The organism is Streptomyces sp. TAA040 (assembly GCF_000424845.1).
The window spans coordinates 30,777-55,490 of record NZ_AUKR01000011.1 but is presented as its reverse complement, the minus strand read 5'-3'; the positions used below and the strand labels follow the sequence as shown (position 1 = coordinate 55,490).

Here is a 24,714-nt window from a genome sequence, read left to right as displayed (position 1 = left end):
GCTGGTCCTCGTGTCGCCTGGTGGCGTCGACTGCGACGCGCTGTGCTGGACGATCGGCTGTGCGCGGTCCAGGGGCCGTCGAGGGACGGACCCTAGCGGGGGAGCCCGACGTAGCGGCCCATCGCGGTCGAGCTGTGGGCGAAGAACGCAACCGGGTCCGCCGCGACGCCCGCGATGTGCCCGTACACGTCGAAGGCGAGCATGCCGTGCAGCTGGGTCCACGCGGTCAGCATGCGCGCGATGACGGGTGCGGGCAGTCCGGCGAGAAGGCCCTCCGCCAGCGGCTCCACGTTGCGCTGCATGCCCTCGGAGGGCTCCGGGTCGTCGGCGAAGGTCTCCAGGGCGCCCTGCTGGTGGGCGTCCCGCAGAACGGCCAGCAGGCACAGGACGGTCCTGGCGCCCGCGACCATCGTCTCGGCCGGGGCCTCGTACCCGGGGACGGGGGAGCCCCAGATCAGCGTGTAGCTGTCGGGATCCTCCGCCGCCCACTGCCGTACCGCCAGGCAGATGGCCGTCCACTCCTCCAGCGGCGACGCACCCGCGGCACGGGCCCCCTGCGCGGCTGCCTCGGCCCGGTCCCCCATCGCGTGGTAGGCCTCCAGGACCAGGGAGGTCAGGAGGTCCCAGTCGCCGGGAAAGACCTGCTGGGCGTCGTGGTCCGGCACTCCGGCCGCTGCGGCCAGCGCGGGCGTCCGCAGGTCGGGCTTCCGCCGCTCGGCCAGCCGCCGCCGCGCCTCCTGCTTCACTGCCGTCGTGGTGTCGTCGGACCGGTTCCGGAGTTGCTCGTGTGTCATGCCGGTACCCTCACGCGGCGTGGAGCCGCTGTCGATTACGCGAGAGGTAAGGGGTAATCGGGAGGTAGGAGGCGTACGGATCGTGGTGGGCCGGCCGGGGACACCGGTGCCGGCCGGGTCGCGGGCCGGGGCGTCCCTCCTGTCGGGCGGTGGGTGCCGCACGCGGTGTCCGTGCCGCTCAGCCCAGCGCCGCCGCCTCCCGTTCCAGGTGCCGGGCGAAGTCCGAGGTGACGGCGAGGGCGTGCTGGTCGATGAAGAAGTGGCCGCCGGAGAACTCGCTGTGCCCCAGGTGGCGCGGGCTCAGGTTCTCCCATGAGCTGAAGGCGCCCTCCTTCTCCATCAGGGCGTCCTCACGGCCCCCGTAGGTGACCAGCGGGCAGGGCACCGCGCCGCCGCGGTCCACCCGCCGTGAGCACACGGCCAGGTCGGAGCGGAGTGCCGGGATCACCATGTCGAGGACCTGCGGGTCGTCGTAGATCTCGGAAGGGAAGGAGCCCAGGGCCTTCATCCAGCCGATCAGCTCCTCCTGGGGCATGCCGACGTCCTTCTCGGTGGGGTTGAAGAAGCCTTCCGGAGCCCAGCCCGAGGCGCCCAGCAGCAAGGGCTGCGCCATCCCCTCGGCGGCGAGCCGCAGCGTGAGGTGGTAGGCGAGCTGGGCACCGAGGCAGTGCCCGAAGAACGCGAACGGCCGGTCGTCGAGCTCGTCGCGCACCACGTCGAACAGGGCGTCGAGCAGCGAGTCCCACTCGGTGTAAGGCGTCTCGTCGCGGCGCTCCTGGCGGCCCGGAAGCGTCAGCGCCTGCGCGCCTACGTGACCGGGCAGCAGGTCGGCCCACTCGCGGTAGATGATCGCTCCGCTGCCGGCGTGCGGGAAGAGGAGGAGCCGGATCGCCGCATCCGGGGACACCTCCTCCGGCTGGAACCACTGTCCGGCTGCGGAAATCCTGCTGACCATGGCGTTGCTCACTGTGTGACCTCCGTGTCTCTGGCGAGATGCGTCGTGGGGTGCTGTGCGCCGCGTCCCCGGCCCGGACGCCACCCGGTGGCTCCCGACGGTGCGTGGCGGTACGTGCTTCCGGTCTTCCCGGGGGCGGGGCTCAGCCAAGGGCGCGCAGGGCGGGGATGACGGAAGCGGCGATCTCCTTGAGTTGCGGACGGGGGTCGAGTGACCCGATCCGCAGGACGATGTGCCGTGCGCCCGCGCGGACGTAGTCGGCCAGCCACTCCGCGATGTGTTCGGGCCCGCCCCACGCATAGGCCTGGATGGTCGCCATGGTGTCGAGTGAACGGCCGTAGTAGTGCTCGACGTAGTGCTCCAGTTCACGGCGTGCCGCGACGCGGTCCGCGCCGAGGGTGACGGTGGCGTAGAGGCCGGGAGTGACCGAGCCGGCCTGCCGGCCGGCCTCCGCGGTGAGCCGCTCGATCTCCCGCAGAGCCGTTCCGTACGCGCTCGGTGTCGGCAGGAAGGGCAGCCAGCCGTCGTACTGCCGGGCGACCCTGGCGAGCACCCGAGGCGTGTCGCTGCCGGCCAGCCACAGCGGCGGTCCGCCCGCGCGCCGAGGCGGAGGCAGCCGGTCCAGCCGGTCGGCCTGCCAGTAGCGGCCCTGGAACGCCGTGGGCCGGCCTGCCTCGGTGGACCGCCAGGCGGTGCGCCAGAGCCGCACCGTCTCGTCCAGGCGCCCGGCACGCCCTTGGAACGGCGCACCCACCGAGGCGAACTCCTCCTCGGTCTCCGGTACGGGGAAGCCGGAACCGAGGCCGAGCACCAGACGGGCGCCGCACACCTGGTCGACGCTGGACAGCATGTTCGCGCCGATCAGCGGATGCCGCAGCGCGGGTGTCAGCGCGGCGGTTCCGAGCGTGATCCGGTCGGTGACCGCGCCGGCCGAGGCCAGGACGACCAGGGGGTCGAGCCGGGGGCGAGCGGTGAGCGAGTCACCGGTCCACAGCGAGTCGAAGCCGAGTTCCTCGGACTCACGGGCGAAGTCGAGCAGTGGGTTCGCTGCGAAGTCACCGGTCATGGCCTGCTCCCTCGTCGGCAGCAGAACGCCGATTCCGAGCGTGTCCATCGCGGCCTCCCTTCATGGATGAGGTGGGATCGGTCGAGCGTGGTGCGGTGGGCTGGACGCGCGGCCGGGCCGGGCTCATGGTGCGGCGGTCGGCTCCCGGGTGGCTGCGCGGAGCTGCTCGCGCACCTCGCGGCGCAGGATCTTCCCGGCGGGATTGCGGGCGAGTACCTCCACGGGGTGGAAGCCGACCGGGATCTTGTAGTCCGCGACCCGTTCCCGGAGGTGGAGCAGCAGTTCCCGCGGGGTGGCCCTGGTATCCGGACGGAAGACGACGCAGGCGTGCACGGCCTCGCCCCAGGTCTCGTGCGGCAGGCCGACGACCGCCGAGTCGGCGACGGCGGGGTGCCCGGCGAGGGCCCGCTCCACTTCGGACGGGTAGACGTTCTGGCCGGCCACGATGATGGTGTCGTTGATCCGGTCGCAGAGGTAGAGGTAGCCGTCCTCGTCGAGGTACCCGGCGTCCCCCATCAGCAGCCAGCCGTCCACCAGCGTGCCGGCCGTGGCCTCGGGCAGGTTCCAGTAGCCGAGCATCCTGGCCGGGGTGCGGACGCAGACCTGCCCGGTGCTGCCGGTCGGCACGGGCCGCCCGTCGGCGTCGATGATCTTCACCTCGGCGCCCGGGCAGGCCCGTCCGGCCGACCGGAGCCGAGGGCTGCCGCTGACGTGGGCCTCGGGCGGCAGGCAGACGACGACGGTACCGGTCTCGGTGCTCGCGTAGATCTGGGCGAGCTCGCAGCCGAGCACCTCGATGCAGCGCGCCAGCAGCGGCTCGGAGATGGGAGCGCCGCCGTAGGCGACCTGGCGCAGCGAGGCGAAGGCCTCGGGGGTGGCCGTGCGCTCGGACAGCATCATCTGGAGCTGTGCGGGCGCGGCGTAGGTGGTCGTCACGCCGTGCTGCGCGATCAGGCGTACCGCCTCCTGGGGAATGAAGGCGCGCATCACCACGTTGGTGGCGCCGGCGTTGAAACCGTGCATGAACCAGGCGAAACCGGCGATGCCGAAACCGGGCAGCGAGATGAGGCTGACGTCGTCGGGCAACCAGTCGATCCAGTCCACGCCCGCCTCGGCCGAGGCGGCGGGCAGCACGAAAAAGCTTCGCTGGGCCAGCACCGCGCCCTTGGGCCACCCGGTCGTTCCGCTCGTGTAGATCTGCACCACCGCGTCCTCGGGGCCGGACGCGGGGGGCTCGGGGTCGGTCGCCGGCGCGGTGGACCACCAGCGGCGCAGGCCTGCTCCCGGCTCATCCGGCCCGGGGCCGTCCGGCATGTCCACGAGTACGACCTGCCGCAGGCCGGGAAGTCCCTCCCGCACCCGCTCCACGACCGGTGCGTACTCGCTGTCCACGAAGAGGACCGCGGCGCCCGAGTCCCGCAGGATGTGGTCCACCTCCTCGGAGGTCAGTCGCCAGTTGACGGGCACCAGGACCGCGCCGGACTTGGCGCAACCGAGGGCGATCGTGTAGTAGTCCTCGGATTCGCGGCCCAGGTAGGCCACGCGGGTGCCGGGCTCGGCCCCGGCGGCCCGCAGCGCGTGTGCGGCCCGGTTGGAGTTGCGGTGCAGCTCCGCGTAGCTGGTCTCGCGTCCCTCGCAGAGGATCGCGGTGCGGGTGCCGCGCTCACGTGCGTGTGCGGCCGACGTCCGCGCGAGCGTCCAGTCGCTCGGTCCGGTCATGGTGGTCTCCCGTGGATGTCAGGCGGTTCGGGCGCCGGTGAGCGCGCGGTCGAGCAGCTCGGCCACGTGCTGTGCGGTGGGGTGGTCGAAGGTCAAGGTGGCCGGCAGCGGAATCCGGAACAGCGCCTCCAGGCTGTTCTTGACCTCCAGCGCCATCAGCGAGTCCAGGCCGAGGGCAAGGAACTCCGTGCCGGGATCCACCTGTTCGGGGTCGTCCGCCTGGAGTGCGGCGGCGACGCTGCCGACGACGAGCCGGCGGATCTCGTCCAGGCGTTCCTCGTCCGCCAGCGCCAGCAGCCTGCTGGTGTCGAAGTCGGCGCCGTCGTCCACGTCGCGCCGCAGGACCCGCTCGTAGAGCGCGTTGCCGAGCAGCGCGGGCGCGAGCGCAGCCCAGTCCATCTCGCCCGCCACCCACTGGGTCCCAGGCGGCGGAGCGGACAGGGCGGTCAGCTCGCGGAGCGCTCGACCGGGTGAGAAGTACCGGATGCCGCTGCGCTGGAGCTCGCGGCCGAGTTGGTCGTCCAGCCGCGCGGACATTCCCACCCGGGACCAGGCGCCCCAGCTGACGGCCAGGGCCGGCAGCCCTCGTGCGGTCCGCCAGGCGGCGAGACCTTCGAGGAAGGCGAAGGAGGCGGCGTAGTGCGCCTGCGTCGCTCCGCCGATCACCCCGGAGACCGAGGAGTGGACCAGGAAGAGGTCGAGCTCCGGGAACTCCTCGCTGATCTCGTGCATCGCCCAGCCGCCGTACGCCTGGGCCCGGAGCTGCTGATCGATGGCCTCCCAGCTGAGTCGGTCGACGGGCGAGGTGCCCGCGGCACCCGCCGCGTGGACGATGCCGCCGACCGGCACCGGCCCGGCACGCAGTTCCCGGACGACCCGGGCGATGTCCTCGGCCGTCCCCAGATCGGCCCGCGCCAGTGTGACGTCGGCGCGCCGCGCGAGCGATTCCAGCGACGCGGCCGCCTCCCGCGCCGGTGTGCCGTTCCGGCTCAGCAGGGTCAGGTGCCGGGCACCGAGGTCGACCAGCTTCTCGGCGGTGACCAGGCCGAGCCCGCCGAGCCCCCCGGTGACGAGGTAGGCGCGGTCCGGACGGACTCCGAGGTTCTGCTCGGGCGGCGCTTCCGTCTCCCGGGGTGTCTCGACGACGACGTGCGGGGCGGGCGCCCCCCCGCTGCCCGAGGAGGCGCGGTGCAGGGCTTCGGCCAGTTCGTCGAGGCCGTAGACCTCCTGGCCGGTGCTCCCCGCGGGAGCCGGTGCCGCGGCTGCCGTCCGCGCGGAGGCCTCCGCCACCGTCACGGTCGAGCGCGGGGAGCCGGGCGCCGGAACCTCCACCGCGGTCCCGGGCCGCAGGGCGGCTCCGGTTCCCGCCGCGACGACGGTGCCCGAGGCGATCGCTCCGGGGCGGGGTCCGGCCGCACCGACCGGGGTGCGGCGCAGCCGTACCTGGATCTCGCCCGGGCCCGGCGGGACGTCCGCGGCGGGGGCGGGAGCGGCGGAGTCGGTTCCGGTGGTGAAGCCGCCCGGCCACGCGGGGGTGGTGGAGCCGGCCAGGATGCGGCGGACGTGGCGCCTGCCGGGCCGGTGGGCGATCTGGTACTCGCCGGTGTCCGGGGCGCACCACTCTGCCGCGAGGGCGGCGGCGTCGGTCGCCGAGCCGAGGTCGACGAGGGTGGTCCGGTACTCCGGGTGCTCGTTGAGGAGCACGGAACCGAAGCCCCAGAGGGTTCCGGCGGGCAGGTCCTCCCGTTCGTCGGCCCGGTCCCCGGGGAGCCACTGGGCGCGCTGGGTGACCAGCCACAACCGGGGCGCCCGCCCCGGTTCGCAGCGGCCCAGCGCGGCCACCACGTCGAGCAGCGACCGGTAGTTGCGCTCGCACTCGGCACGAAGGCGCCCGCCGGACATCGCATCGGGCGAGGGCGTCCAGAACCAGCAGACGTCGGTGGCACCGGACTCGGCGAGGGCCGCCGGCAGCCCGTCCGGCCCGGCGAGGGCCGTGGCGTGGACGCCGGGGTGCTCCGCCACCGCGTCGAGGAATCCATCGGGGGGGCCGGTCACGAGGACGCGTCGGCGCGTCTCCGCCTCCGGAGCGGGGGTGAGGCTCTGCCGCAGCCAGCTCAGCCGGTTGACGAAGGACCCGCCCTCGCCGGGCGGGGGAACGGACATCTCCACGCCGGCCAGTTCGACGACCGGTTCGTCACCCTCCAGCAGGGTGAGGTCCGCGTACCGGGTACCGGGCTCGCCGGCGCGCGTGTGAGCCACCATCCGCAGGTGCGGGCTGCGTGGCTTCTTGCCCAGGCGCACCCGTGCGACACCGACCGGGGACAGCGACGGGCCCTCCGGGGAGAGCGCGGCCAGCGTGTGCAGGGCGCTCTCCAGGACTTCGGGGGGCAGCTGCTCCAGTGCCGTGACGGGCCGGCAGTCCAGCTCGGCCGTGACGGTGCCGTCGGTGTGCCGGGAGGCGCGGGTGACGGTGCGGAACGCGGGGCCGTACTCCCGTCCGACCGAGGCGAGATCGGTGCGGACGTCGTCCCCGGGGACCGTCTCCTCGGCGGCGGAGAGGGCGTTGGGGGCCTCTGCGGAGTGGCGGGCGGGGGCGCCGGACAGCTCCGGGGGGACCTCGTCGTCCAGCACGGCGGTCGCGTGCAGCCGTTCGGCGCTGGTGTCGGCCGGATCCTGGCTGGACACGGTCACCTCGGCACGGCCGTCCCGTCCGGGGACCAGCCGGGTGCGGAGCACCGCGCCGGTGTCGGCCGGCACGGGCAGGGGGGCGTGCAGGCGCAGGTCGCGGAGGCTGCCGCGGGTGTGGCCGTACACCGCGTCCCGCAGGCTGAGCAGGAGCTCCACGTAGGCGGCGACCGGCACCGTCGGCGTTCCGTCGGGACCGGGGTGGCCGGCGAGCCACTCGGGTGAGTCGGGGGCGCAGTCGGCGACGAACTCCTTTGTCCCTTCCGGCTGGTGGGCTCCCGGGGCGACGGCGCGGCCCAGCAGCGGATGCCGGCTCGCGGCCCGCCCCTCCACCGCGCCTTTCCGGTTGCTGGGGGTCGGCAGCCAGTGACGTCTGCGCTGGAAGGCGTAGCCGGGCAGCCTCAGCTTCGGCACCTCGCGGCCGGTGTGCACACCCGCCCAGTCCACGGGGGCACGGGCGGTGAAGACCTCGGCGAGGCCGCGCAGGACGCTGCGGGCCCCCGCCCCGCGGTCGCGGCGTCGCAGGCTGGCCACCCAGAGGTGCTTCTCCGCGTCGACGCTCTGCCGCGCGAGCGCGGTGAGCGCGGTGGACGGTCCGATCTCGACGAGGAGGTGGCGGCCGCGACCGGCGATCGCGCGCATGCCGTCCCGGAAGCGGACTGGTTCGTTGATGTGCCGTACCCAGTAGTCCGCGCAGGCCGGTTCGCCCCGGTCCGCGACACGGCCGGTCAGATTGGAGACCAGCGGGATGGTCGCCTCGTGGAAGGTGATACCGGCCAGGGCTTCCCGGAACCGCTCCGATACCTCCGCCATCAGCGTGGAGTGGAACGCATGGGAGACGGAGAGGCGTTCGGTGCGGTACCCCCGCTCGTTCGCCTGCGCGGTGAACTTGTCCAGTTCCTCGACGGCGCCGGAGACCACGCACTGAGCCGGTGCGTTGACTGCGGCGAGACCCAGTGCCGAGCAGCCCTCCAGCAGGGGCGCGATGTCCTCCTCGCCCGCTCCGACGGCCACCATGCCGCCGGGGGCCGTCACCGACTGCATCAGCCGGGCCCGGGCGGCTACCAGGGTGATGGCGTCGGGCAGGCTGAACACGCCTGCCACCGCGGCAGCGGTCACCTCGCCGATGCTGTGCCCGATGAGCACGCCCGGCCGAACACCCCAGGACATCCAGAGTTGGGCGAGGGCGTATTCCAGCGTGAACAGCGCAGGCTGGGTGCACGCGGTCCGGTCGATCGAGTCGGGGTCTGCGGTGTCGCCGGTGAGCAGGTCGCGCACGGAGACGGGCAGGTGGTCCGCGAACAGCCGGTCGCACTCGTCCGTGTACTGCCGGAAGACGGGGAAGCGTGCGTAGAGCTCGGCGCCCATCCCGGCGTACTGCGTGCCCTGACCGCTGAACATGAAGCCCGTCCGGCGCGGCGCGCGGCCGGCCGGTCGGCTTTCAAAACCCCCGGCCTCCAGCATCGTGAGCAGGTCCGAGCGGTTCGAGACCGGCCCGGCGAGCCGGTGGGGGAGGTGCGAGCGGCCGACGTTGCTGGTGTAGCACAGCCGGGTGATGTCGGCGTCCGGGTGCCTGTCGAGGTACTCCCGGTAGCCGGCGATCTGGTCCCGCAGCGCCCCCTCGCTCTTGGCGGAGACGGTGAACAGGGCGGTTCCGGCGTCCTTCTCGGCGGACGGCTGCGGCTGAGGCGGTGAACTCGGCTGCGGTTCGGGCGCCTGCTCCAGAACGACCGCCGAAATCGTGCCGGCGAAACCGAAGCTGTTGACCACCGCGCGCCGGGTCTCCGCCTCCCAGGGCGTCGGCTCGGTCGGCACGCGCACCGGGTAGCGGTCCCAGGGGATGCGGGCGGACGGGGTGGTGAGGTTCAGGTGCGGGTAGACGGTGCCGGACTGCAGCTGCAGGACCGTCTTGATGACACCCACCACGCCGGAGGCGGGCTCCATGTGGCCGAGGTTGGTCTTCACCGAGCCCACGAGCAGCGGCTCGTCCCGGGTGTGCGAGTCGGCGAACGCGTCGTTGATGGCCCCGAGTTCGATCGGGTCCCCGAGCGGTGTCCCGGTGCCGTGCGCCTCGACGTACTGGATGTCGCCCGGCGCGAGGCGTGCTGCGGCGAGCGCGTTGCGGATGGTCAGTTCCTGGGCGGGACCGTTGGGCACGGTCAGCCCGGCGCTGTCGCCGTCCTGGCCGATCGCGGTGCCGCGGACGACCGCCAGGACGTCGTCCCCGTCCCGCTGGGCGTCGGTGAGCCGTTTGAGCACGAGCATGCCGCACCCCTCGGCGCGCACGTAGCCGTCCGCCGACTCGTCGAAGGTCTTGCACAGGCCGTCGGGGGCGAGCATCCGGCCGTGCGAGAACATCACCATGATGCGCGGGTGGTGCAGTGCGTTGACGCCGCCGCTCAGGGCGATGTCGCACTCGCCGTTCCGCAGCCCCTGCACCGCCATGTGCAGTGCGCACAGCGAGGACGAGCAGGCGGTGTCGATGCTGACGCTGGGGCCACGCCAGCCCAGGAAGTAGGAAAGCCGTCCCGACAGCGGGAACAGGGTGATCCCGGAGGCGAGATGTCCGTCCAGGTCCTCGTACGGCAGCGTGTCGAGTTCCAGCGCGTAGTCGATCGAGCTGGCCCCGATGTACACACCGCCGTTGCCGCGCCGCAGCGGCGCGGGATCGATGTTCGCGTGCTCCAGGGCGTGCCAGGCAGTCTCCAGCACCATGCGCTGCTGCGGATCGATGTACTGGGCCTCTTTGGGCGAGATGTTGAAGAACGGCGCGTCGAAGAGGTCGATGTGCTTCAGGAACCCGCCGCCCGCCGTCTGTATACGGCCCCTGTCGTCCGGTCCGCGCCCGGCGAACCGGTCGGCGTCCCAGCGGTCCTCGGGCAGCGGTCCGATGCCCGACCGGCCCTCGCGCAGGAAGGTGTCGAACTCCTCGGGCGTCGAGCAGTCGCCCGGGAAGCGCAGGCCCATGCCGACGATGGCGATCGGTTCGTGCCGGGCCGCGCGTGCGTCCGCGGCGCTCTCCTCGGCGTGGTCGTGCGTGCACACGGCCTCAGCGGGCATTCTGGACCTCCGTGTCCTGGTGGTGGTCGGCAGCCGTACGGCTCCGTGCCGCTGGTCCGGCCGCCCGCCGCCCGGGGCGGCGGGGGACGGTCGGCGTACCGCGGCGCGCAGTCCGTGTCCGGACGGTGTGCTGCGGGGTTCAGACGACGGGCTCTGCCGGCGGGGAGAGCGCGCTGCCGAGGTAGTCGAGGAGCTGCTCGACGGTCGGACGGTTGAAGAGCACCGTGGCGTCGAGGCCGACTCCGAACAGGGCTTCCAGTTCGCTCCGCATCTCGGTCAGGCGCAGCGAGGTGAGTCCCAGGTCGAAGTAGCTGATGTCCAGCTCCAGTTCCTCGTCCTCCTCCATGAGCAGAGCCGCCCTGAAGCGGGACACCACGAGTTCCTCCAGCAGATCGCTCCGCTCGGAGTGCTCCATCGCGCGCAGTTCGGCATGCACAGTTCTGCCCTCCGGTGTCGTGGCCCCGGCGTCACGGGAAGCCCTCGCTGTCGCCTTTGGCATGCAACCAGCGGTGGCTGACGCGGTACTGACCCGCAGCTGATGACCCCGGAGGTCAGCGGGGTGTCAGGCCGGCGTCATCGCCGCCCGTCAGAGTGCGGTGCGGTGCGTTGAGGACGCCCGGGCGGCCGCACTCCGGGCGCGTGAGCGCCACCGGCTCTCCTCCGTGCCCTCCCGAGCACCGCCCGGGCGGCCGCCCAGCGGAGTGCCGACCGCCGACCGGCAGGCTGCCGCCGGATCCGACTGGAGTGGGAGGCCCCATGACCGCACCCCGCGGTGCAGTTGCCCAACGTGCGCTGATCGTCGCCAACCCCGTCGCGGGTACCACCGGTTCCTGCCTCATCGCGGAGGTGGCGGCGATCTGCCGGGAGTACGTGCGCGATGTGCGGCCGTACCTGACCACCGGTCCGGGGGACGCGGCGGAGGCGGTGCGCGGCATCTGCTCCGGGCCGGCCGACGAAGTGCCGGACCTGGTGGTCGCGGTGGGCGGCGACGGTACGGTCCGCGAGGTCATCGAGGGGCTGGTGGCGGCCCGGGCCGGGGCCGTCCCAGCGCTCTTCACCGTCCCGGCGGGCACCGGGAACTCCGGCTACCGCATGCTGTGGGGCGAGTGGGCCTGGCAGGACGCGCTGTCCGCGCTGCTCGGGTCGACCGGGCATCCGGATCGGGGAGACGGGCACTCCGGCGGAGCGGTCCGCCGCCACCTCGACCTGGCCGAGCTGGCGGAGACCGGCGCGAAGGTCTTCCTCGGCGCGTGCTCGGGGGTGATCGCCGAGGCGCTGGTGACGGCCCGCCGGATCCCGCAGTCCGGTCGCGAGCGCTACGTGCGGGCCTTCCAGGAGACCGCCGACACCTACACCCCCTACCCGGGCCGGGTCACCGTGGACGGACGAGTCGTGCACGAGGGCGGAACGGTCCTCGCGAACGTCGGGGGCGGCCGCTACCGCGGTGGCACGTTCCTCGTTCTGCCGCGTTCGGAGCTGGACGACGGCCTGCTCGACGTGTGCGTGATCGGAGCCGAGGTGGCACCCGCCTCCGTACCGGAGCTGACCAGGCACGCCGAGCACCTGGAGCATCCCGGCGTCGTGTACGGCCGGGGCCGCCGAATCGTCGTGGAGCGTCTTGACGGGAGCCCGCTGTGCTTCGAGCACGACGGCGAACTCCAGCCGGCCCGCCACACCAGCATGACGCTTCAGGTGCTTCCCGGGGCGCTGACCGCCTGGGGTGCCGCGTCGACGGTGGGGAGCCGGGCATGACCTCCGTCCGCGCCGCGTCGGACGTACCGGACTCCGGAGCCCCGGGGGTACCGCTGCTTCCCGGGCTGGCGGCGTGGGCCGCGGGCCTGCGCCCCGAGGACGTCCCACGACGGGTGCGGGCGCTCGCGACCAGCCAGGTGCTCTCGCAACTCGCCTCCATCCGGGCCGGCGCCGCGCACCCGCTCGGGCGCCGGCTGACCGGGGCTTTCGGCCCGCCGCTCCAGGACGATCCGCGCACCGGCGCCTGCGTACTGGCCGGCCTCGGCTCCTGGCTGAACCTCGACGACACCGCCTACGCCGGTCACCTGTCGAACTCCACTGTCGCCGTGCCGCTCGCCTTCGCCCTCGCGGGCGAACTGGACGGCGCCGCCCTGCTGACGGCCGTCGTCGCGGCGAACGAGTGCGCCGCCCGGATCACCGCGGCCGCCACGCTCGGCCCCCTGCGCGGGCAGAGCGCCATCCACACGCACCTCGCCGGTGGTGTGGCAGGCCGGCTGCACTGCGAGGGCGCCGATGCCGCGCGCTGGACCGACGCGCTGGGCCTGGCCTTCGCGATGCCGGGCCTGCCGCTGATGCGCGCCTTCCTGTCCAGCGACGGCCGGTTGTTCAACGCGTTCACACCGGTCCGCACGGCGATGGACGCCTGCGACGGCGCGGCCGCCGGGCTCGGGGGCGCCCCCGACATCCTGGAGCATCCGGACGGCTTCCTGGCCCGGTTCGCCTCCGTTCCGCTGCCCGAGGCGCTGCGGGACCGGCTCGGCAGCCGCTGGTACACCGAGACGCTGTCCTTCAAGCTTCGTCCCGGCGGCCCCGGCATCGACGCGGCGGTGGACTGCGCGCTCGAACTGCACGGAGTGCTGGGAGCAGTGGCGAGCGAGGAGGTGGCGGAGGTGGCGGTCGACACGTCGCTCTACACCCTCTACGCCGGACGGCTGGCCGACCGCTACGTGACCGGTCCGGATGCGCCGCTCGGTGCCCTCGTCCTGCACACCCCCTATCCGGTTGCCACCGCCCTGCTCACCGGCAGCCTCACGGAAGCCGACTTCGCCGCACCGAGGATCGACGAGCCCGGGCGTTGGGAGTTGGCCGACCGGGTGCAGTTGCGGCACGACCCCGAGCTCACCCGTGCCCTCTTCGCCTCGGTGGCTCCGTTCGGTGAGGCCGTGCGGCAGGCGGGGGACGCAGCCGACGGCTGGCTCCGCTCCTTCGGCGGTGAGGAGACGGTACGGCTCGCCCGGGAGGCGTCGCCCGGCAGTCCGGCCGTCGGCGCCGGGACCGTCTCCGCGACTGCGAGCTTCGCTGCCGCGACGAAGGCCACCGGCGCCCGGGTCACGGTGCGCCTCCGGGACGGCCGCACGGTGAGCCGGGAGCGCCTCATCCCGCTCGGGGCGGCCGGGCCGCATACCCGGGCCAACCACCAGGAACTCACCCGGGAGAAGTTCCTCTCGCTCGGCGGTCCGGACGACGTGGCGAAGGCGGCGCCGCGGCTGGACCTGATGGGCCGGCACGAGCTGCGCGACTGGGTCACCCGGGCGCTGCACCAGGACCCGCCGGCCCCCTGAGGCGGCGGAGCGGCGGCACTCCCCGGGTTCCCGCCGGACCCGGAGCGGAGAACCGGGCGGACCGGTGCTCCGGCTTCCGGTGCGGTCCGCTGCGCGGAGGCCGCGGGCCGCCGCGATTGGCCGGCATGCTCCGCGCCGCAATCGGATACCGTCACAGGTATGACGACTGCCATCCCAGGAACCGTCACTGCCGCGACCGTGGGGCCGCTGCTGAGGGGCTGGCGCAAACAGCGCCGTATCAGCCAGCTCGAACTCGCGCTGAAGGCCGAGAGCTCGGCTCGGCACATCAGCTTCATCGAGACGGGACGCTCACGGCCGAGCCCGGACATGCTCCTCCGGTTGGCCGAGCACCTGGATGTGCCCGTGCGGGACCGCAACGCGCTCCTGACCGCCGCGGGTTACGCGCCGATCTACCCGGAGACACCGCTGGACGATCCGGCCATGGGGGCGCTGAGTACGGTCCTGGACGTGGTGCTGACCGCCCACGAGCCGAACCCCGCGCTGGTGATGGACGGCATGTACCGCATCGTGGCGGCCAACCGCGGGGTGCACGCCCTGCTGGAGGGGGTGCCGGAGCGTCTGCTGGCGCCGCCGCTGAACGCTTTGCGGCTCACCCTGCACCCGGAGGGCCTCGCGCCACGCATCCGCAATCTCGCGGAGTGGCGCGCGCACTTGCTGGAGCGTCTGGAGCGACAGGTCGTCATGCGCTCCTCGGACGAGTTGCGAGCTCTGCACAGCGAGGTCTCCGCCCTCCCGGCGCCGGCGGGGAGCCGTACGGAGGCTGAACCCGCCGGCATGGAGCAGGCGCATCCCTACGCACTGCCGATGCGCATCGAGGTGCGCGGCGAGGTGCTCTCGTTCATTTCGACGGTCACCACCTTCAACACGCCCATGGACGTGACCGTCTCCGAGTTGGCGATGGAGACGTTCCTGCCCGCCGACCCGGGGACGGCCCGGGCTCTGCAGGCGTTCAGCTGAGATGTCCGCCGGGCTGCGGTCGGCACAGTGGGTGTGCCGACCGCAGCCCGGGGAGTTCTCGCCGATGCGGAGTGCCCGGGCCGTCCGCCGGGCTGCGGGCTGTGCCGTCGGGTACACGGTGGGTAGGCGGTGTCGTGCTCCGCGCGGTGTTGGCCCGCTCTCCTGCTCGTGTCTCCTCTCTGCCCCGGTCCGGACTGCCCGTTCCGGAACCGGCGTGCGCGGGGGTGGGTGGTGCGGTACCGGCCCCGCCGGTACCGTCCGCCCGGCCGGTGTGGGTGGGTCGGGTGGACGGAACCGGCGGGCCCGGCGTCTCAGGCGCCCGGCATCCGGTCCAGGAAGCCGCTGACGGAGCTGATCCGTCCGTCTGCGGCCAGCGTGATCACGTCGAAGCCGGCCGCGGGCGAAGAGCCGTCCGTGGTGGACACGAGGTCCCATGTGAACCGGGCGATGTGGTGGTGGCCGTCCGGTGATCCGGTCGGCTTGAAGGCGAAGCCCGCGAACTGCTCCTGGGCCCCGCTGATGGCCGCGGTGATCCCGTCGTGGCCGGCGACGTCGGCCAGCGGGTCCGTGTAGGTGGCGTCCTCGGTGAAGGCCGCGGCGACGGCCTTCACCAGGTCCTCGGGCGCGGCGTTCCACGCCGCGAAGTAGCGCTGTACGGCGTCCTCGTGTACGGACAAGGGTGGTTCCTCTCATGTGGTGCGCCCCCGCGGCGAGGGCACGGGCAGGCGGTTCAGGACCGGCTGGTCCGGCGCAGGGTGACGAACTGTAGGACGGCGAACCCGCCGACCACCGCGGCTTGGACCGGAATCCACACCAGCCCCACGGTGCTGGGGTCCACGAGCAGGAAGGCCACCGTGACAAGGCTCAGCACGGTCCACAGGCCGTTCACCGCGATGACGGCCTGCACGGCGGGCGCCGCGGGTCGCCGGCGGGAGCCCAGGTAGCCGACCCCGGCGCCGAACACCGTCAGCAGGATGCCGATCGTGAGCAGAAGGCCGGAGCCCACCCCCAGGAGCCGCCCGACTGCTCCGGACGCCACAAGGTAGATCAGGCCGTTCCCGGTCGTGACGAGGGAATCCAGCGCCAGGAAACGCCGGAGCCAGGTGGTCGCTTCCGCCGTGGCCCCGGAAGTCGGGAAGGCGGATCGCGAGGAGTCGGACAGTTCGGTCTTGGCCACAGCATCGACCTCCGCGTAGCTCTGGACGGTGGGCTTCGGATCGCTTCTGACGTCCTCACCATCGCGTCGCCTCCGAGGAGGTGTCGATTACCGCACAGGTAATCATCGGGACGCGGTCCCGTTCGGCCGGCCGACGGCAGCCGGGGCGCGTGCGGGGGGCGTCGGCCGGTCCGCGCCCGCGGTCCGCGCCTCAGCCGTCTCCGGGGCCGCTCACCGGTGCGCGGGCCCGCGCACCGCCTCCCCGCGCTCCTCAGCCGTCTCCGGGCTCGGCAGCCGCCGGTCGAGCGGGCAGCACGGTCTGGCTCTGGACGGTGTGCGCCACCCGCCGCCCGGCGTCGTCGTGGAGCTCCGTCTGAATCACCACGAGCGAACGCCCCGCGTGCAGCGGCCGGGCGGTCGCCCGCACGGTGCCGCTGCGGACGGCCCGGAAGAAGTTCGTCTTCGACTCCACCGTGCCGGTGGTGGCGCCCTCCGGCAGGTGGAGGTACGCGCACACGGCGCCGACGGAATCAGCCAGCGACATCAGCGCACCGCCGTGCAGGATACCGCCGACGGTGCATCGCTCCGGCGACCAGGCCAGCTCGCCGCGGGACTCCTCGGCCGTTGCGAGGGTCAGCACGACGCCGAGGGCTTCGGCGTGGGGCATCGCGGCGAGCAACCGGGAGGGGGACGCGGGTCCGGACGTGTCGGGAATGGGGGCCGCCTTTCCGCCGGGGGCCCGGCAAGGGTCGCGCTCCCGCCACGGCCGGCGGGGCGCTCGGGGCGGGGCACGGGCGCTCGGTCGTCCGCCGACCGTACAACACGTCCGGCAGGGCCCCTCGTGACGTGCATCAGCCGGGTGTCAGTGAGGGGTCAGACGTCTTTGCGAATCTCGGACCCGCTCCCAGCAGACTTCCCACGGAGCCGGCGGTCACCCGGCGAGCGGCCACCCGCACATCGGCGCGCGACCGCAGCTCCGTGCCTGAGCCCCCGACGCCGGACGGCTGCGGGACTGACTCGGAAAGGCCACACACATGCTTCGCGACCCCGCGCCGTCCCCGCGCAGCTACGACCTCTACATCGCAGGCAAGGACGTCCCAGGTGAAGGCTGGGTCTACACGGTCACCGGCCGGTCCCTCCTGGAGGATGTCTTCACCAGCGTCCGCCTCAAGCGGTCGCTGGAGCAGTCCTCCGACGAGCCGATGACTCCGCATCCGTACCTGGTGGGCAGGTGCGCGGTGGCCGACGACGACGCGATCGACCTCGCGACCGAGGCGGCGGCGGCCGCGGCACGGGAATGGGCGGCCGTCCCGCTCGATCGCCGCATGCGGCTGGGTACCCGTTTCCGCGAGGAACTGGTGCGTCGCAAGGACGAGTTCATCTCGATGCTCACCGACGAGGCACACCCGGTGAAGCTCGCCCGCTGGGAGTTCAGCTGCCTCATGCAGATCTACAGCGAGGAGAGCCTCGGCTGGTACCGGCAGCAGATGCACACGGAGGTGCGGCACGGCGGGCGGCGGCTGATCGTCCGCCGCCGGCCCGACGGGGTCGTCGCCTTCAACCCGCCGCAGAACGCGCCGCTGCCCAGTGCGGCACTGGCGGTCCTCTGCCTGATGGCCGGGAACTCGGTGGTGATGCGTGCGCCCCGCAGCATCGCGCTGAGCACGATGTGGCTGATGCGGGACGTGGTGGCCCCGCTCCTCGACGAGATGGGCGCTCCCGCCGGAACCCTCAACGCGGTGTGCAGCAACCCGAAGCAGACCCTCGACCGGTGGTTGGAGAGCCCGCTCGTCGACGACATCTTCTACATCGGCGGCAGCCGTGAGGGGCTCCGCTTCGAGCAGCAGTGCGTCGCCCATGGGAAGAAACCCATCCTCGAACTCGCCGGCAACGACGGCATGGTGGTGTGGTCCGACGCGGACGTGCCCCGCGCGGCCGAGGCGATCACCGAGGCGTTCTACGGCTCGGGGCAGATCTGCATGGTGCCCAACTACGTGCTGGTCCACCCCGCCGTCGCCGACGAGCTCGCCGAAGAGCTGAGGAGGAAGGCACCCGCCGTCCGCCCGGGGTATCCCGAGGAGGAGGACGTGCTGCTCTCCCCCGTGCGCCGCAGCGAGCGCTTCTTCCGGCTGCTCGACCAGGCCCTGGAGAACGGCGGCGAGATCGTCACGGGTGGCCGGCGCACCGAGGTGGACGGCGAACCTTCCGAGACCGGGGTCTTCCTCCAGCCCACCGTGGTCAGGGTGCCCGGCCTCACTGACGCCCGGGAGTTCGACCTGGTGCGTGAGGAGACCTTCTTCCCCTTGATTCCGATGATCGTGCCCGAACCGGCCCCCGACGACGATCTGCTCGGCCGCTTCATCGACTTCGTCGAGAGCAACGAGTACGGCTTGCGCAACTCCCTGTGGGCCGCCTCCGAGGAGGTGATCGAGCTGTTCCTCCAACGCGTCTCGAACGGTGGTCTGCTCAAGGTCAACGACTCGCACATCGGCTTCCTGCCCTACCTGCCGAGCCACGGGGGCACCGGGCTGACCGGCGGGGTCTTCGGCGAGGCCAACTACCCGATCCTCAAAACCTCCCACCTTCAGGGCGTCAGCATCGCGCACGACGTCAGCCCGCACCGTGCCGTGTTCGGTGACTGATCCGCCACCGAGTCACCGCGTCGGCTGAAACCGTTTCCCGCCCCCGCTCCCGACACTTCTCTGGAGGTCCTCGTGCGCTCCCTCGACCAGGCTCGTGCGGTCTGCGAGCAATACCACCCGGGGCTGCTCAAGGCGCTGTCCGACCTGCCCCTCGCCGAGAGGGAACGTCCCGGCAGCCCTGTCGTTGCGCTCTTCCGCACACACGGTGGCGTCGGCCTGCTGGTCCCGGACGGCTACGGCGGTCCGGGCGCCGGTCCGCTGGACGCCGTCCGGGCCCAAACGGCGGTGGGCTCGGTGTCGCCCTCGCTCGCTGCGGCCGCTGCCATGCACCACTTCACCGCGGCGATGCTCTTCTCGCTGGCGGGTGAGCGGGGTGGGCTGGCGCCGGAGCAGGAGAAGCTGCTGCACCGCATCGTGCCCGAGCAGAAGCTGATGGCGTCCGGCTGGGCGGAGGGCCGGACGCAGCAGAACGTCCTCGTGCCGGCGGTGACGGCGCGCCCTGTCGAGGGCGGCTTCCTGCTGTCCGGGTCCAAGAAGCCGTGCAGTCTGGCGGCCTCCATGGACCTGCTCACGGCGAGCATCGCCGTCCCCGGCCCGAGCGGCGAACCCGAACTCGCGCTGGCCCTGGTCCCCTCCGACGCCCCCGGGATGAGCGTCCACCCCTTCTGGGGGAACGACCTGCTGGCCGCGGCCGAGAGCGACGAAGTGCGGCTGACCGACGTCTTCGTGCCCACCGGCATGGTGGTGCGCACCTCCTCGGACGACCCGCACCGGCTGGACGACCTCCAGACGGCCGGTTTCATTTGGTTCGAGCTGCTCATCAGCGCCGGATACGTCGGCGCCGCCGCCGCCCTGGTGGCGACGGTCGTGGAGCGGGAGCGCGGCTCGGACACCGAACGTGCGGCCCTGGCAGTGCAGTGTGAGGCCGCACTCGCCCATCTCACCGGCGCTGCACGGGCGGTGACGGGCGGGATGCGCGGCGAGGAGGCCGTCGCGGCCGTCCTCGTCGCCCGCTACACCGTGCAGGACGCCCTCCCCGCGATCACGGCCCGCGCACTGGAGCTCCTGGGCGGGTTGGATTTCATCCGCTCCTCCGAGCACTCGCTGCTCGCGGCGGCGGCGCGTCCTCTGGCCTTCCATCCGCCGGCCCGTCCGGCGGCAGCCGAGCCGCTGTTGCGCTACTTCGCCGGCGGGCCCCTCGAACTGGCGTGACCCGGACCGGACTCCGCCCGCCCCCTCCTCGAACCGCTGACCGCTTCGGAACCGCAGACCGCCTTGGAGTGGATGAACCGTGACCGTGCTGCAGGAATCCCGGGCCGTTGCCCGAGCCGACACCAAGGAGGAGATCCTCGGCCTCTACCGCGCGCATCTCAGCAAGGGCCGGGCAACCCTGGCCGAGCTCTTCGGCAGCCACATGGAGGTGGAGTCCTCCGGTGCCTGGCTGCGGACCAGCGACGGGGAGCGCTTCCTCAACGCCGGCGGGTACGGCGTGTTCATCATGGGCGCGCGGCATCCGATCGTCATGGAGGAGGTGGAGCGGCAGCTCCACAGCCACCCCACCGCGACACGCATCCTGCTGGAGCCCGCCGTGGCCCGGGCAGCCGAGGCGCTGGTCTCCGTCATGCCGCCCACATTGGACCGCGTGCACTTCGCCCTGTCCGGCGCGGAGGCGGTGGAGACCGGGCTGAAGCTCGCCCGCGCCGGGGGCTGCACCCGTACGGTCTCCATGCACGGCGGTTACCACGGCAAAACCCTGGGAGCGCTGTCGGCCACCGCCAAGGAGGTGTACCAGCGCCCCTTCCGGCCGCTACTGCCCGATTTCACCCACCTGCCCTTCGGGGACGCGGATGCCCTGGAAGCGGAACTGACCGCCCACCCGGGCCGGGTCTGCGTCATCCTCGAACCGGTCCAGGGCGAGGGAGGGGTCGTCATCCCGCCCGCGGGCTACCTGCGGCGGGTCGAGGAACTGGTGCGCGCACACGACGGGTTCCTCATCCTCGACGAGATCCAGTCCGGGTTCGGCCGCCTCGGTGAGTGGTGGGGCGCCGACACCGAGGGCATCGTGCCGGACGTGCTCCTCGCCGGGAAGGCGCTCGGGGGCGGAGTGCTCCCGGTGTCCGCGGCGGTGGCCACCCGCGAGGCCTTCCGGCCCTTCGACAAGGACCCGTACGTCCACACCGCCACGTTCTCGGGCCAGCCCCTGCTGATGGCCGCCGTGCGCGGCGCGGTGCGCGCCGTCAAGGAGGAGCGGCTGGTCTCCCGTGCGATGGACCTCGGTGCGGTCCTGCTGCCCCGCATCCGGGAGATCGCCCGACGCAACATCCCCGAGCTGCTGGTGGAGGTCCGCGGGCGCGGACTGCTGATCGGAGTGGAGCTGGTCGAGGCCGGGCTCGCGGGGGAGCTGCTCATCGAGCTGTTCAACCACGGCGTCGCAGCGAACCACTCCATGAACGGGAGTTCCGTGGTGCGCTTCACCCCGCCCGCGACGCTGACCGGGAGCGAAGCGGACCACCTCTGCGACGCCTTCGACAAAGCCACCCGCGACCTCGTCCGAGGCGCGGTCCGGATGCCTGAAGGGAGCAACTGACGTGCGACACGTCGAACTGCGCGTACGCGTGCCCTCCACCGCTGCCGAGACCGTCTACGACCAGGTGATGCGCTGGGAGAAGTACCCGGAGCTGGCACCCCACGTGAACTCCACCGAGGTGCACGCGGCCTGGCCGGAGCCCGAGTGCTCGTCCAGCTGGGAGCTGCACTTCCGCAGCGGGCTGCTGCGCTGGAGCGAGAGGGACGATTTTCGCCGGGACGCGCTCGAGATCGGCTTCGAGCAGGCCGAGGGGGATTTCGACAGCTTCAGCGGTACGTGGTCGCTGCAACAGGACGGCGAGGACACCCTCGTGTCCTTCGTCGCCGACTTCGACTTCGGCATCCCCAGCCTTGAGGGCATTCTCGACCCGATCGCGGAGCGGGTCATCAGGGAGACCGTGGCCTGGGCCGTCACCGGCCTCTTCCCCGACTCCGTCCTGCCCGGCGGCACGGCGCCCACCGTCCCTCACCCCAGCGGCGCAGCCGCCTGACCACCACCTCCCGGAGCTGAGTCACATGGACCAGGTCAATCCGTACGAGACGCCCAGAACCTTCTTCTGGCACCGCGCCGAATACCTCGTCGGCTTCGTCGCGGCCACCGGCTTCCTCATCGCCAACTTCGGTGAGATCCGCTGGTGGCTGGCGATCGTGCTGTTCCTCTACATCGACGTCATCGGCTACCTCCCCGGTGCGATCGCGTTCCGCCGCAGCGGGGGCAAACCGATCCACAAGGCGTACTACGTGCTCTACAACGTCATGCACAGCCTCATCACGCAGGGGGCCGTCGCCGCCGCGTGGTGCGTGTTCGTCGAGCCGGAGTGGGCGCTGATGGTGCTCGCCTTCCACCTCTTCGGTGACCGCGGGTTGTTCGGCAACTTCCTCAAGCCCTTCGCCCTGCCCTTCGAGCCCGTGCAGCAGCCGGGCTACCTGCGGCTGCTCGACGACCTGGGCGTCGCGCACCCCAAGCCGCCGGCCCACGCCCCGGACCCGCGACCGGTCGGCCACCTGCCTGCGGAGCGCCGGCCGGCTGCGGCCGCCGCTCCGGTGCAGCAGGAAACCGGCACACCCGAGCCGTCGGGTACGGCACGGTGAAGTCGGCCGGCCCGTCCCCGCGCGGACAGACCGCTGTCGCCCCGCCGCCTCCCGGCGGCCCCAGGGAACGTCGCCGAGCCCTGCGGCACCTGGCCTCCCCGGTCTCGGTGCTGACCGTCCTCGACCGCGGGCGGCCGCACGGAACGACGGTCAGTACCGTCACCACCGTGTCGCACGAGCCGCTGCTGTTGGGCGCCTGCCTCCGGGCGGAGTCGTCCTTCGCCGGCATGGCGGTGGCCGCGGGACGTTTCGTCGTGAACGTGCTGGACGCCTCACAGGCAGAGGTGGCCCGGCATTTCGCGGACGGAGCACGGCCGTCGGGCGAGGCGCAGTTCGCCCACCTGCCCCGCGCCACCTGTCCGTACACCCGTGCGCCGCTTCTGGACGGAGCTCTCGCCGTCTACACCTGCCGGGTGTTCGGCCGGACCCCGGTGGGCGATCACCAAGTGCTTCTCGGGCACGTCACCCATGCCTCGGTGGCCGGCGGCGAACCGCTGCTCGCTTACGCCGGCGGGCTCTTCGGGGGCGTCCTGCGCCCTGCCACCGGCCCGGACGGCATCCGGCCCTGACTACGAAGGAGAGACCACACATGACCACTCACGCCGTGGCCCCCGAGGCCGATTGGGACAAGGCCCCCGGCCTGCTCGACGGGGCGAAGGACCTCACGCTCACGCCCGAGGAGTGCGACCTCGCGTACTGGATCACCTCCGTGGCACAGGGGACCCTGCGGGACCGCGGGGTGACCGGCCACCACGAGAACGCCGGTGTCCCGGCGTTCCTCAAGGAGCCCGGTCCGCTGCGGGAAGCCCTGACGCTGGAGTTCGGTTTCCGCAGCCTGGCCGAGGAGGTCGCTACCCGGCTGCTGGGCCACTACGTGGCGGCGGCCCCGGGCATCCCGGAGATGGAGTTCTACGCCACCCAGCTCCTGGACGAGGCCCGGCACGCCCGAGTGTTCCGCAACCACCTGGTGGAACTGGGCCATCCTGCCGGCACACTGCTGAGCGACATCGACACGATGGCCGTCGACTACCGCAGGCGGGTGCTCGACCCGGTGGTGGACTTCACGCTCGACATCGTGCGGGACCAGGGCGACTTCCCCGGCGGGGTAGCGGTCTTCGCCATCGTCATCGAGGGGGTGCTCGCCCCGGCCGCGGAGCTGAGCGAGCGCAAGTGGACTCCGCTCTCGGAGGCCACCGGCGAGATCTCCCGCGGTACGGCGATCGACGAGATCCGGCACCTGACCGTGGCCAGCACCATCCTGCGCGACCACGTGGCCGCCCACCCGGAGTACCGGCCCCGGCTGCTGGAGATACTCCGGGCCGGTGTGCGCCTCTGGGACGAGATCCCCGACCGGGAGTTCGTTATACACCGGGAGGAACTGTTCCAGCAGGGCATGCGGGAGCACGCCGACGTGATCGGCGACTACGAGGTGTGGCCGGGGGCGCGCCTGCTCGACACCACGCCGGAGCAGCGCTACGACATGGCCGAGCGGTGGACCGACGAGATGGCGGAGGCGCGCATGGCCTACATGGGCCTGCCCGTGAGCGTCCTCTCCTCCGCAGGGACGGATACGTGAGGCTCGGCACGGGAGGCGCCCTGTCGGGGGGCGCCTCCTCCGGCCGGGCGGCGGTGCTGGCGGGCCTCGGCTCGTACGTGCCGCCGCACCGGGTGACCAACGAGGACCTCACCAGGCGCCTCGACACCACCGACGACTGGATCCGCTCCCGTACCGGCATCGCGTCCCGGCATGTCGTCGCGCCGGGCACGGCCACGTCCGACCTGGCCGTCGAGGCGGGACAGCGGGCTCTCAAGGCGTCCGGCGGCGAGCCACCGGACGCCGTGGTGCTGGCCACGACCACGCCCGACCGGCCGTGTCCGGCGACGGCACCCGAGGTTGCGGACCGGCTGGGGCTGGGCGGCGCGCCCGCCTTCGACATCGCCGCGGTCTGCTCCGGCTTTCTCTACGGCCTGGCCTCGGCTTCCGGCCTGATCGCCGCCGGGATCGCCGACCGGGTGCTCCTCGTGGCGGCGGACGCTTTCACGACCATCGTCGATCCGGCAGACCGGGCCACGGCCGTCATCTTCGCCGACGGCGCGGGCGCCGCCGTGCTGCGCCCGGGGGAGCACGGGGAACCGGGCGCCCTCGGGCCGCAGGTGCTGGGGAGCGACGGTGAGCGGAGCGGGCTGATCGAGGTACCCGCCGGCGGGTCCCGGCAGCGGTCCTCCGGGATGCCCGCGCCACCCGAGGACCACTACTTCCGGATGCGCGGCCGGGACACGTTCCGGCACGCGGTCGGTCACATGACGCAGGCTTCGGCCAGGGCTGCCGAACTGGCCGGCTGGAAGCTGTCGGACATCGACCGGTTCGCCGCCCACCAGGCGAACGCCCGCATCCTCGCCACCGTCGGCGAGCGGATGGGCTTCTCCGAGGAGCAGTGCCTCACGAACATCGAGCACGTCGGCAACACCGGAGCGGCCTCTGTCCCGCTGCTCCTCGCGCAGTCGGTCGAGGAGGGCCGCCTGGTGGCCGGCCACCGCCTCCTGATGACTGCTTTCGGCGGCGGCCTGGCCTGGGGCGCCACCACGCTGGTCTGGCCGGAGATCGCCACCGCCTGACCGCCCCCGATGCTGTCCGCCGGCATTCGCCCGGCGGGGACCCCGGAAAGG

General features: G+C 72.7%; 20 protein-coding genes. 11 read left to right on the top strand and 9 right to left on the bottom strand.

The window, feature by feature from the left end:
• Positions 1 to 92: 92 nt before the first annotated feature.
• The 6 genes from H300_RS0111380 to H300_RS26335 all read right to left on the bottom strand — a co-directional run bounded on the left by H300_RS0111380 (position 93) and on the right by H300_RS26335 (position 10,715).
• Positions 93 to 794 carry a TetR-like C-terminal domain-containing protein gene (locus H300_RS0111380; protein ID WP_028427529.1) on the bottom strand — a complete coding sequence of 234 codons (702 nt, stop codon included), beginning with the start codon at positions 792 to 794 and terminating at the stop codon, positions 93 to 95.
• A 178-nt stretch (positions 795 to 972) separates the two neighbouring features.
• The gene (locus H300_RS0111375; protein WP_037980067.1) at positions 973 to 1,749 is read right to left on the bottom strand and encodes an alpha/beta fold hydrolase; all 777 of its coding nucleotides are present in this window, start codon (positions 1,747 to 1,749) and stop codon (positions 973 to 975) included.
• A gap of 142 nt (positions 1,750 to 1,891) precedes the next feature.
• Positions 1,892 to 2,863, bottom strand: coding sequence for an LLM class flavin-dependent oxidoreductase (locus H300_RS0111370; RefSeq protein WP_028427527.1), 972 nt, complete (start codon positions 2,861 to 2,863; stop codon positions 1,892 to 1,894).
• 75 nt (positions 2,864 to 2,938) lie between these two features.
• Positions 2,939 to 4,534 carry a long-chain-fatty-acid--CoA ligase gene (locus tag H300_RS0111365; protein ID WP_028427526.1) on the bottom strand — a complete coding sequence of 532 codons (1,596 nt, stop codon included), beginning with the start codon at positions 4,532 to 4,534 and terminating at the stop codon, positions 2,939 to 2,941.
• An 18-nt stretch (positions 4,535 to 4,552) separates the two neighbouring features.
• Positions 4,553 to 10,279, bottom strand: coding sequence for a type I polyketide synthase (locus H300_RS26340; RefSeq protein ID WP_078515911.1), 5,727 nt, complete (start codon positions 10,277 to 10,279; stop codon positions 4,553 to 4,555).
• Between the two features lie 139 nt (positions 10,280 to 10,418).
• Entirely contained in the window at positions 10,419 to 10,715 is a 297-nt protein-coding gene (locus tag H300_RS26335; RefSeq protein ID WP_037980010.1) for a phosphopantetheine-binding protein, read from the bottom strand.
• A gap of 320 nt (positions 10,716 to 11,035) precedes the next feature.
• On the opposite strand from H300_RS26335, the gene H300_RS26330 reads away from it, so the two are divergent.
• The 3 genes from H300_RS26330 (at position 11,036) to H300_RS0111340 (ending at position 14,571) form a co-directional block, all read left to right on the top strand.
• On the top strand, positions 11,036 to 12,031 hold the full coding sequence (locus H300_RS26330; RefSeq protein WP_037980006.1) for a diacylglycerol kinase family protein: 996 nt from the start codon (positions 11,036 to 11,038) through the stop codon (positions 12,029 to 12,031).
• Positions 12,028 to 13,593 carry an MmgE/PrpD family protein gene (locus tag H300_RS0111345; protein ID WP_051269951.1) on the top strand — a complete coding sequence of 522 codons (1,566 nt, stop codon included), beginning with the start codon at positions 12,028 to 12,030 and terminating at the stop codon, positions 13,591 to 13,593. The genes H300_RS26330 and H300_RS0111345 overlap by 4 nt, the downstream gene beginning before the upstream one ends.
• Before the next feature lie 159 nt (positions 13,594 to 13,752).
• Positions 13,753 to 14,571: a helix-turn-helix transcriptional regulator gene (locus tag H300_RS0111340; protein ID WP_028427524.1), complete on the top strand. Its 819-nt coding sequence runs from the start codon at positions 13,753 to 13,755 to the stop codon at positions 14,569 to 14,571.
• Between the two features lie 311 nt (positions 14,572 to 14,882).
• On the opposite strand, the gene H300_RS0111335 is transcribed toward H300_RS0111340, so the two are convergent.
• The 3 genes from H300_RS0111335 to H300_RS0111325 form a co-directional block, all read right to left on the bottom strand.
• A complete protein-coding gene (locus H300_RS0111335; protein ID WP_028427523.1) occupies positions 14,883 to 15,248 on the bottom strand; it encodes a nuclear transport factor 2 family protein in 366 nt (121 codons plus the stop codon).
• Positions 15,249 to 15,301: 53 nt separating this feature from the next.
• Positions 15,302 to 15,748, bottom strand: coding sequence for a hypothetical protein (locus H300_RS0111330; RefSeq protein ID WP_486583701.1), 447 nt, complete (start codon positions 15,746 to 15,748; stop codon positions 15,302 to 15,304).
• Positions 15,749 to 15,998: 250 nt separating this feature from the next.
• On the bottom strand, positions 15,999 to 16,394 hold the full coding sequence (locus H300_RS0111325; protein WP_051269950.1) for a PaaI family thioesterase: 396 nt from the start codon (positions 16,392 to 16,394) through the stop codon (positions 15,999 to 16,001).
• A gap of 367 nt (positions 16,395 to 16,761) precedes the next feature.
• Here H300_RS0111325 and H300_RS0111320 point away from each other — a divergent pair, with 367 nt between their 5' ends.
• The 8 genes from H300_RS0111320 to H300_RS0111285 all read left to right on the top strand — a co-directional run bounded on the left by H300_RS0111320 (position 16,762) and on the right by H300_RS0111285 (position 24,663).
• Positions 16,762 to 18,369 (top strand): aldehyde dehydrogenase family protein, encoded by a 1,608-nt coding sequence (locus H300_RS0111320; RefSeq protein ID WP_028427520.1) that lies wholly within the window; start codon positions 16,762 to 16,764, stop codon positions 18,367 to 18,369.
• A 72-nt stretch (positions 18,370 to 18,441) separates the two neighbouring features.
• Positions 18,442 to 19,581, top strand: a complete 1,140-nt coding sequence (locus H300_RS0111315) for an acyl-CoA dehydrogenase family protein (RefSeq protein WP_028427519.1) — start codon at positions 18,442 to 18,444, stop codon at positions 19,579 to 19,581.
• Between the two features lie 79 nt (positions 19,582 to 19,660).
• The gene (locus H300_RS0111310) at positions 19,661 to 20,956 is read left to right on the top strand and encodes an aminotransferase class III-fold pyridoxal phosphate-dependent enzyme (protein WP_028427518.1); all 1,296 of its coding nucleotides are present in this window, start codon (positions 19,661 to 19,663) and stop codon (positions 20,954 to 20,956) included.
• A 1-nt stretch (position 20,957) separates the two neighbouring features.
• Positions 20,958 to 21,446, top strand: coding sequence for an SRPBCC family protein (locus H300_RS26325; protein WP_051269949.1), 489 nt, complete (start codon positions 20,958 to 20,960; stop codon positions 21,444 to 21,446).
• A 25-nt stretch (positions 21,447 to 21,471) separates the two neighbouring features.
• Positions 21,472 to 22,047, top strand: coding sequence for a membrane protein (locus H300_RS0111300; RefSeq protein WP_028427517.1), 576 nt, complete (start codon positions 21,472 to 21,474; stop codon positions 22,045 to 22,047).
• Positions 22,044 to 22,616 (top strand): flavin reductase family protein, encoded by a 573-nt coding sequence (locus tag H300_RS26320; RefSeq protein WP_078515910.1) that lies wholly within the window; start codon positions 22,044 to 22,046, stop codon positions 22,614 to 22,616. Before H300_RS0111300 ends, H300_RS26320 begins: the two co-directional genes overlap by 4 nt.
• A gap of 20 nt (positions 22,617 to 22,636) precedes the next feature.
• Positions 22,637 to 23,623 (top strand): VlmB-like protein, encoded by a 987-nt coding sequence (locus H300_RS0111290; RefSeq protein ID WP_028427516.1) that lies wholly within the window; start codon positions 22,637 to 22,639, stop codon positions 23,621 to 23,623.
• Positions 23,620 to 24,663, top strand: a complete 1,044-nt coding sequence (locus tag H300_RS0111285; protein WP_486583700.1) for a beta-ketoacyl-ACP synthase III — start codon at positions 23,620 to 23,622, stop codon at positions 24,661 to 24,663. Before H300_RS0111290 ends, H300_RS0111285 begins: the two co-directional genes overlap by 4 nt.
• Positions 24,664 to 24,714: the final 51 nt, after the last annotated feature.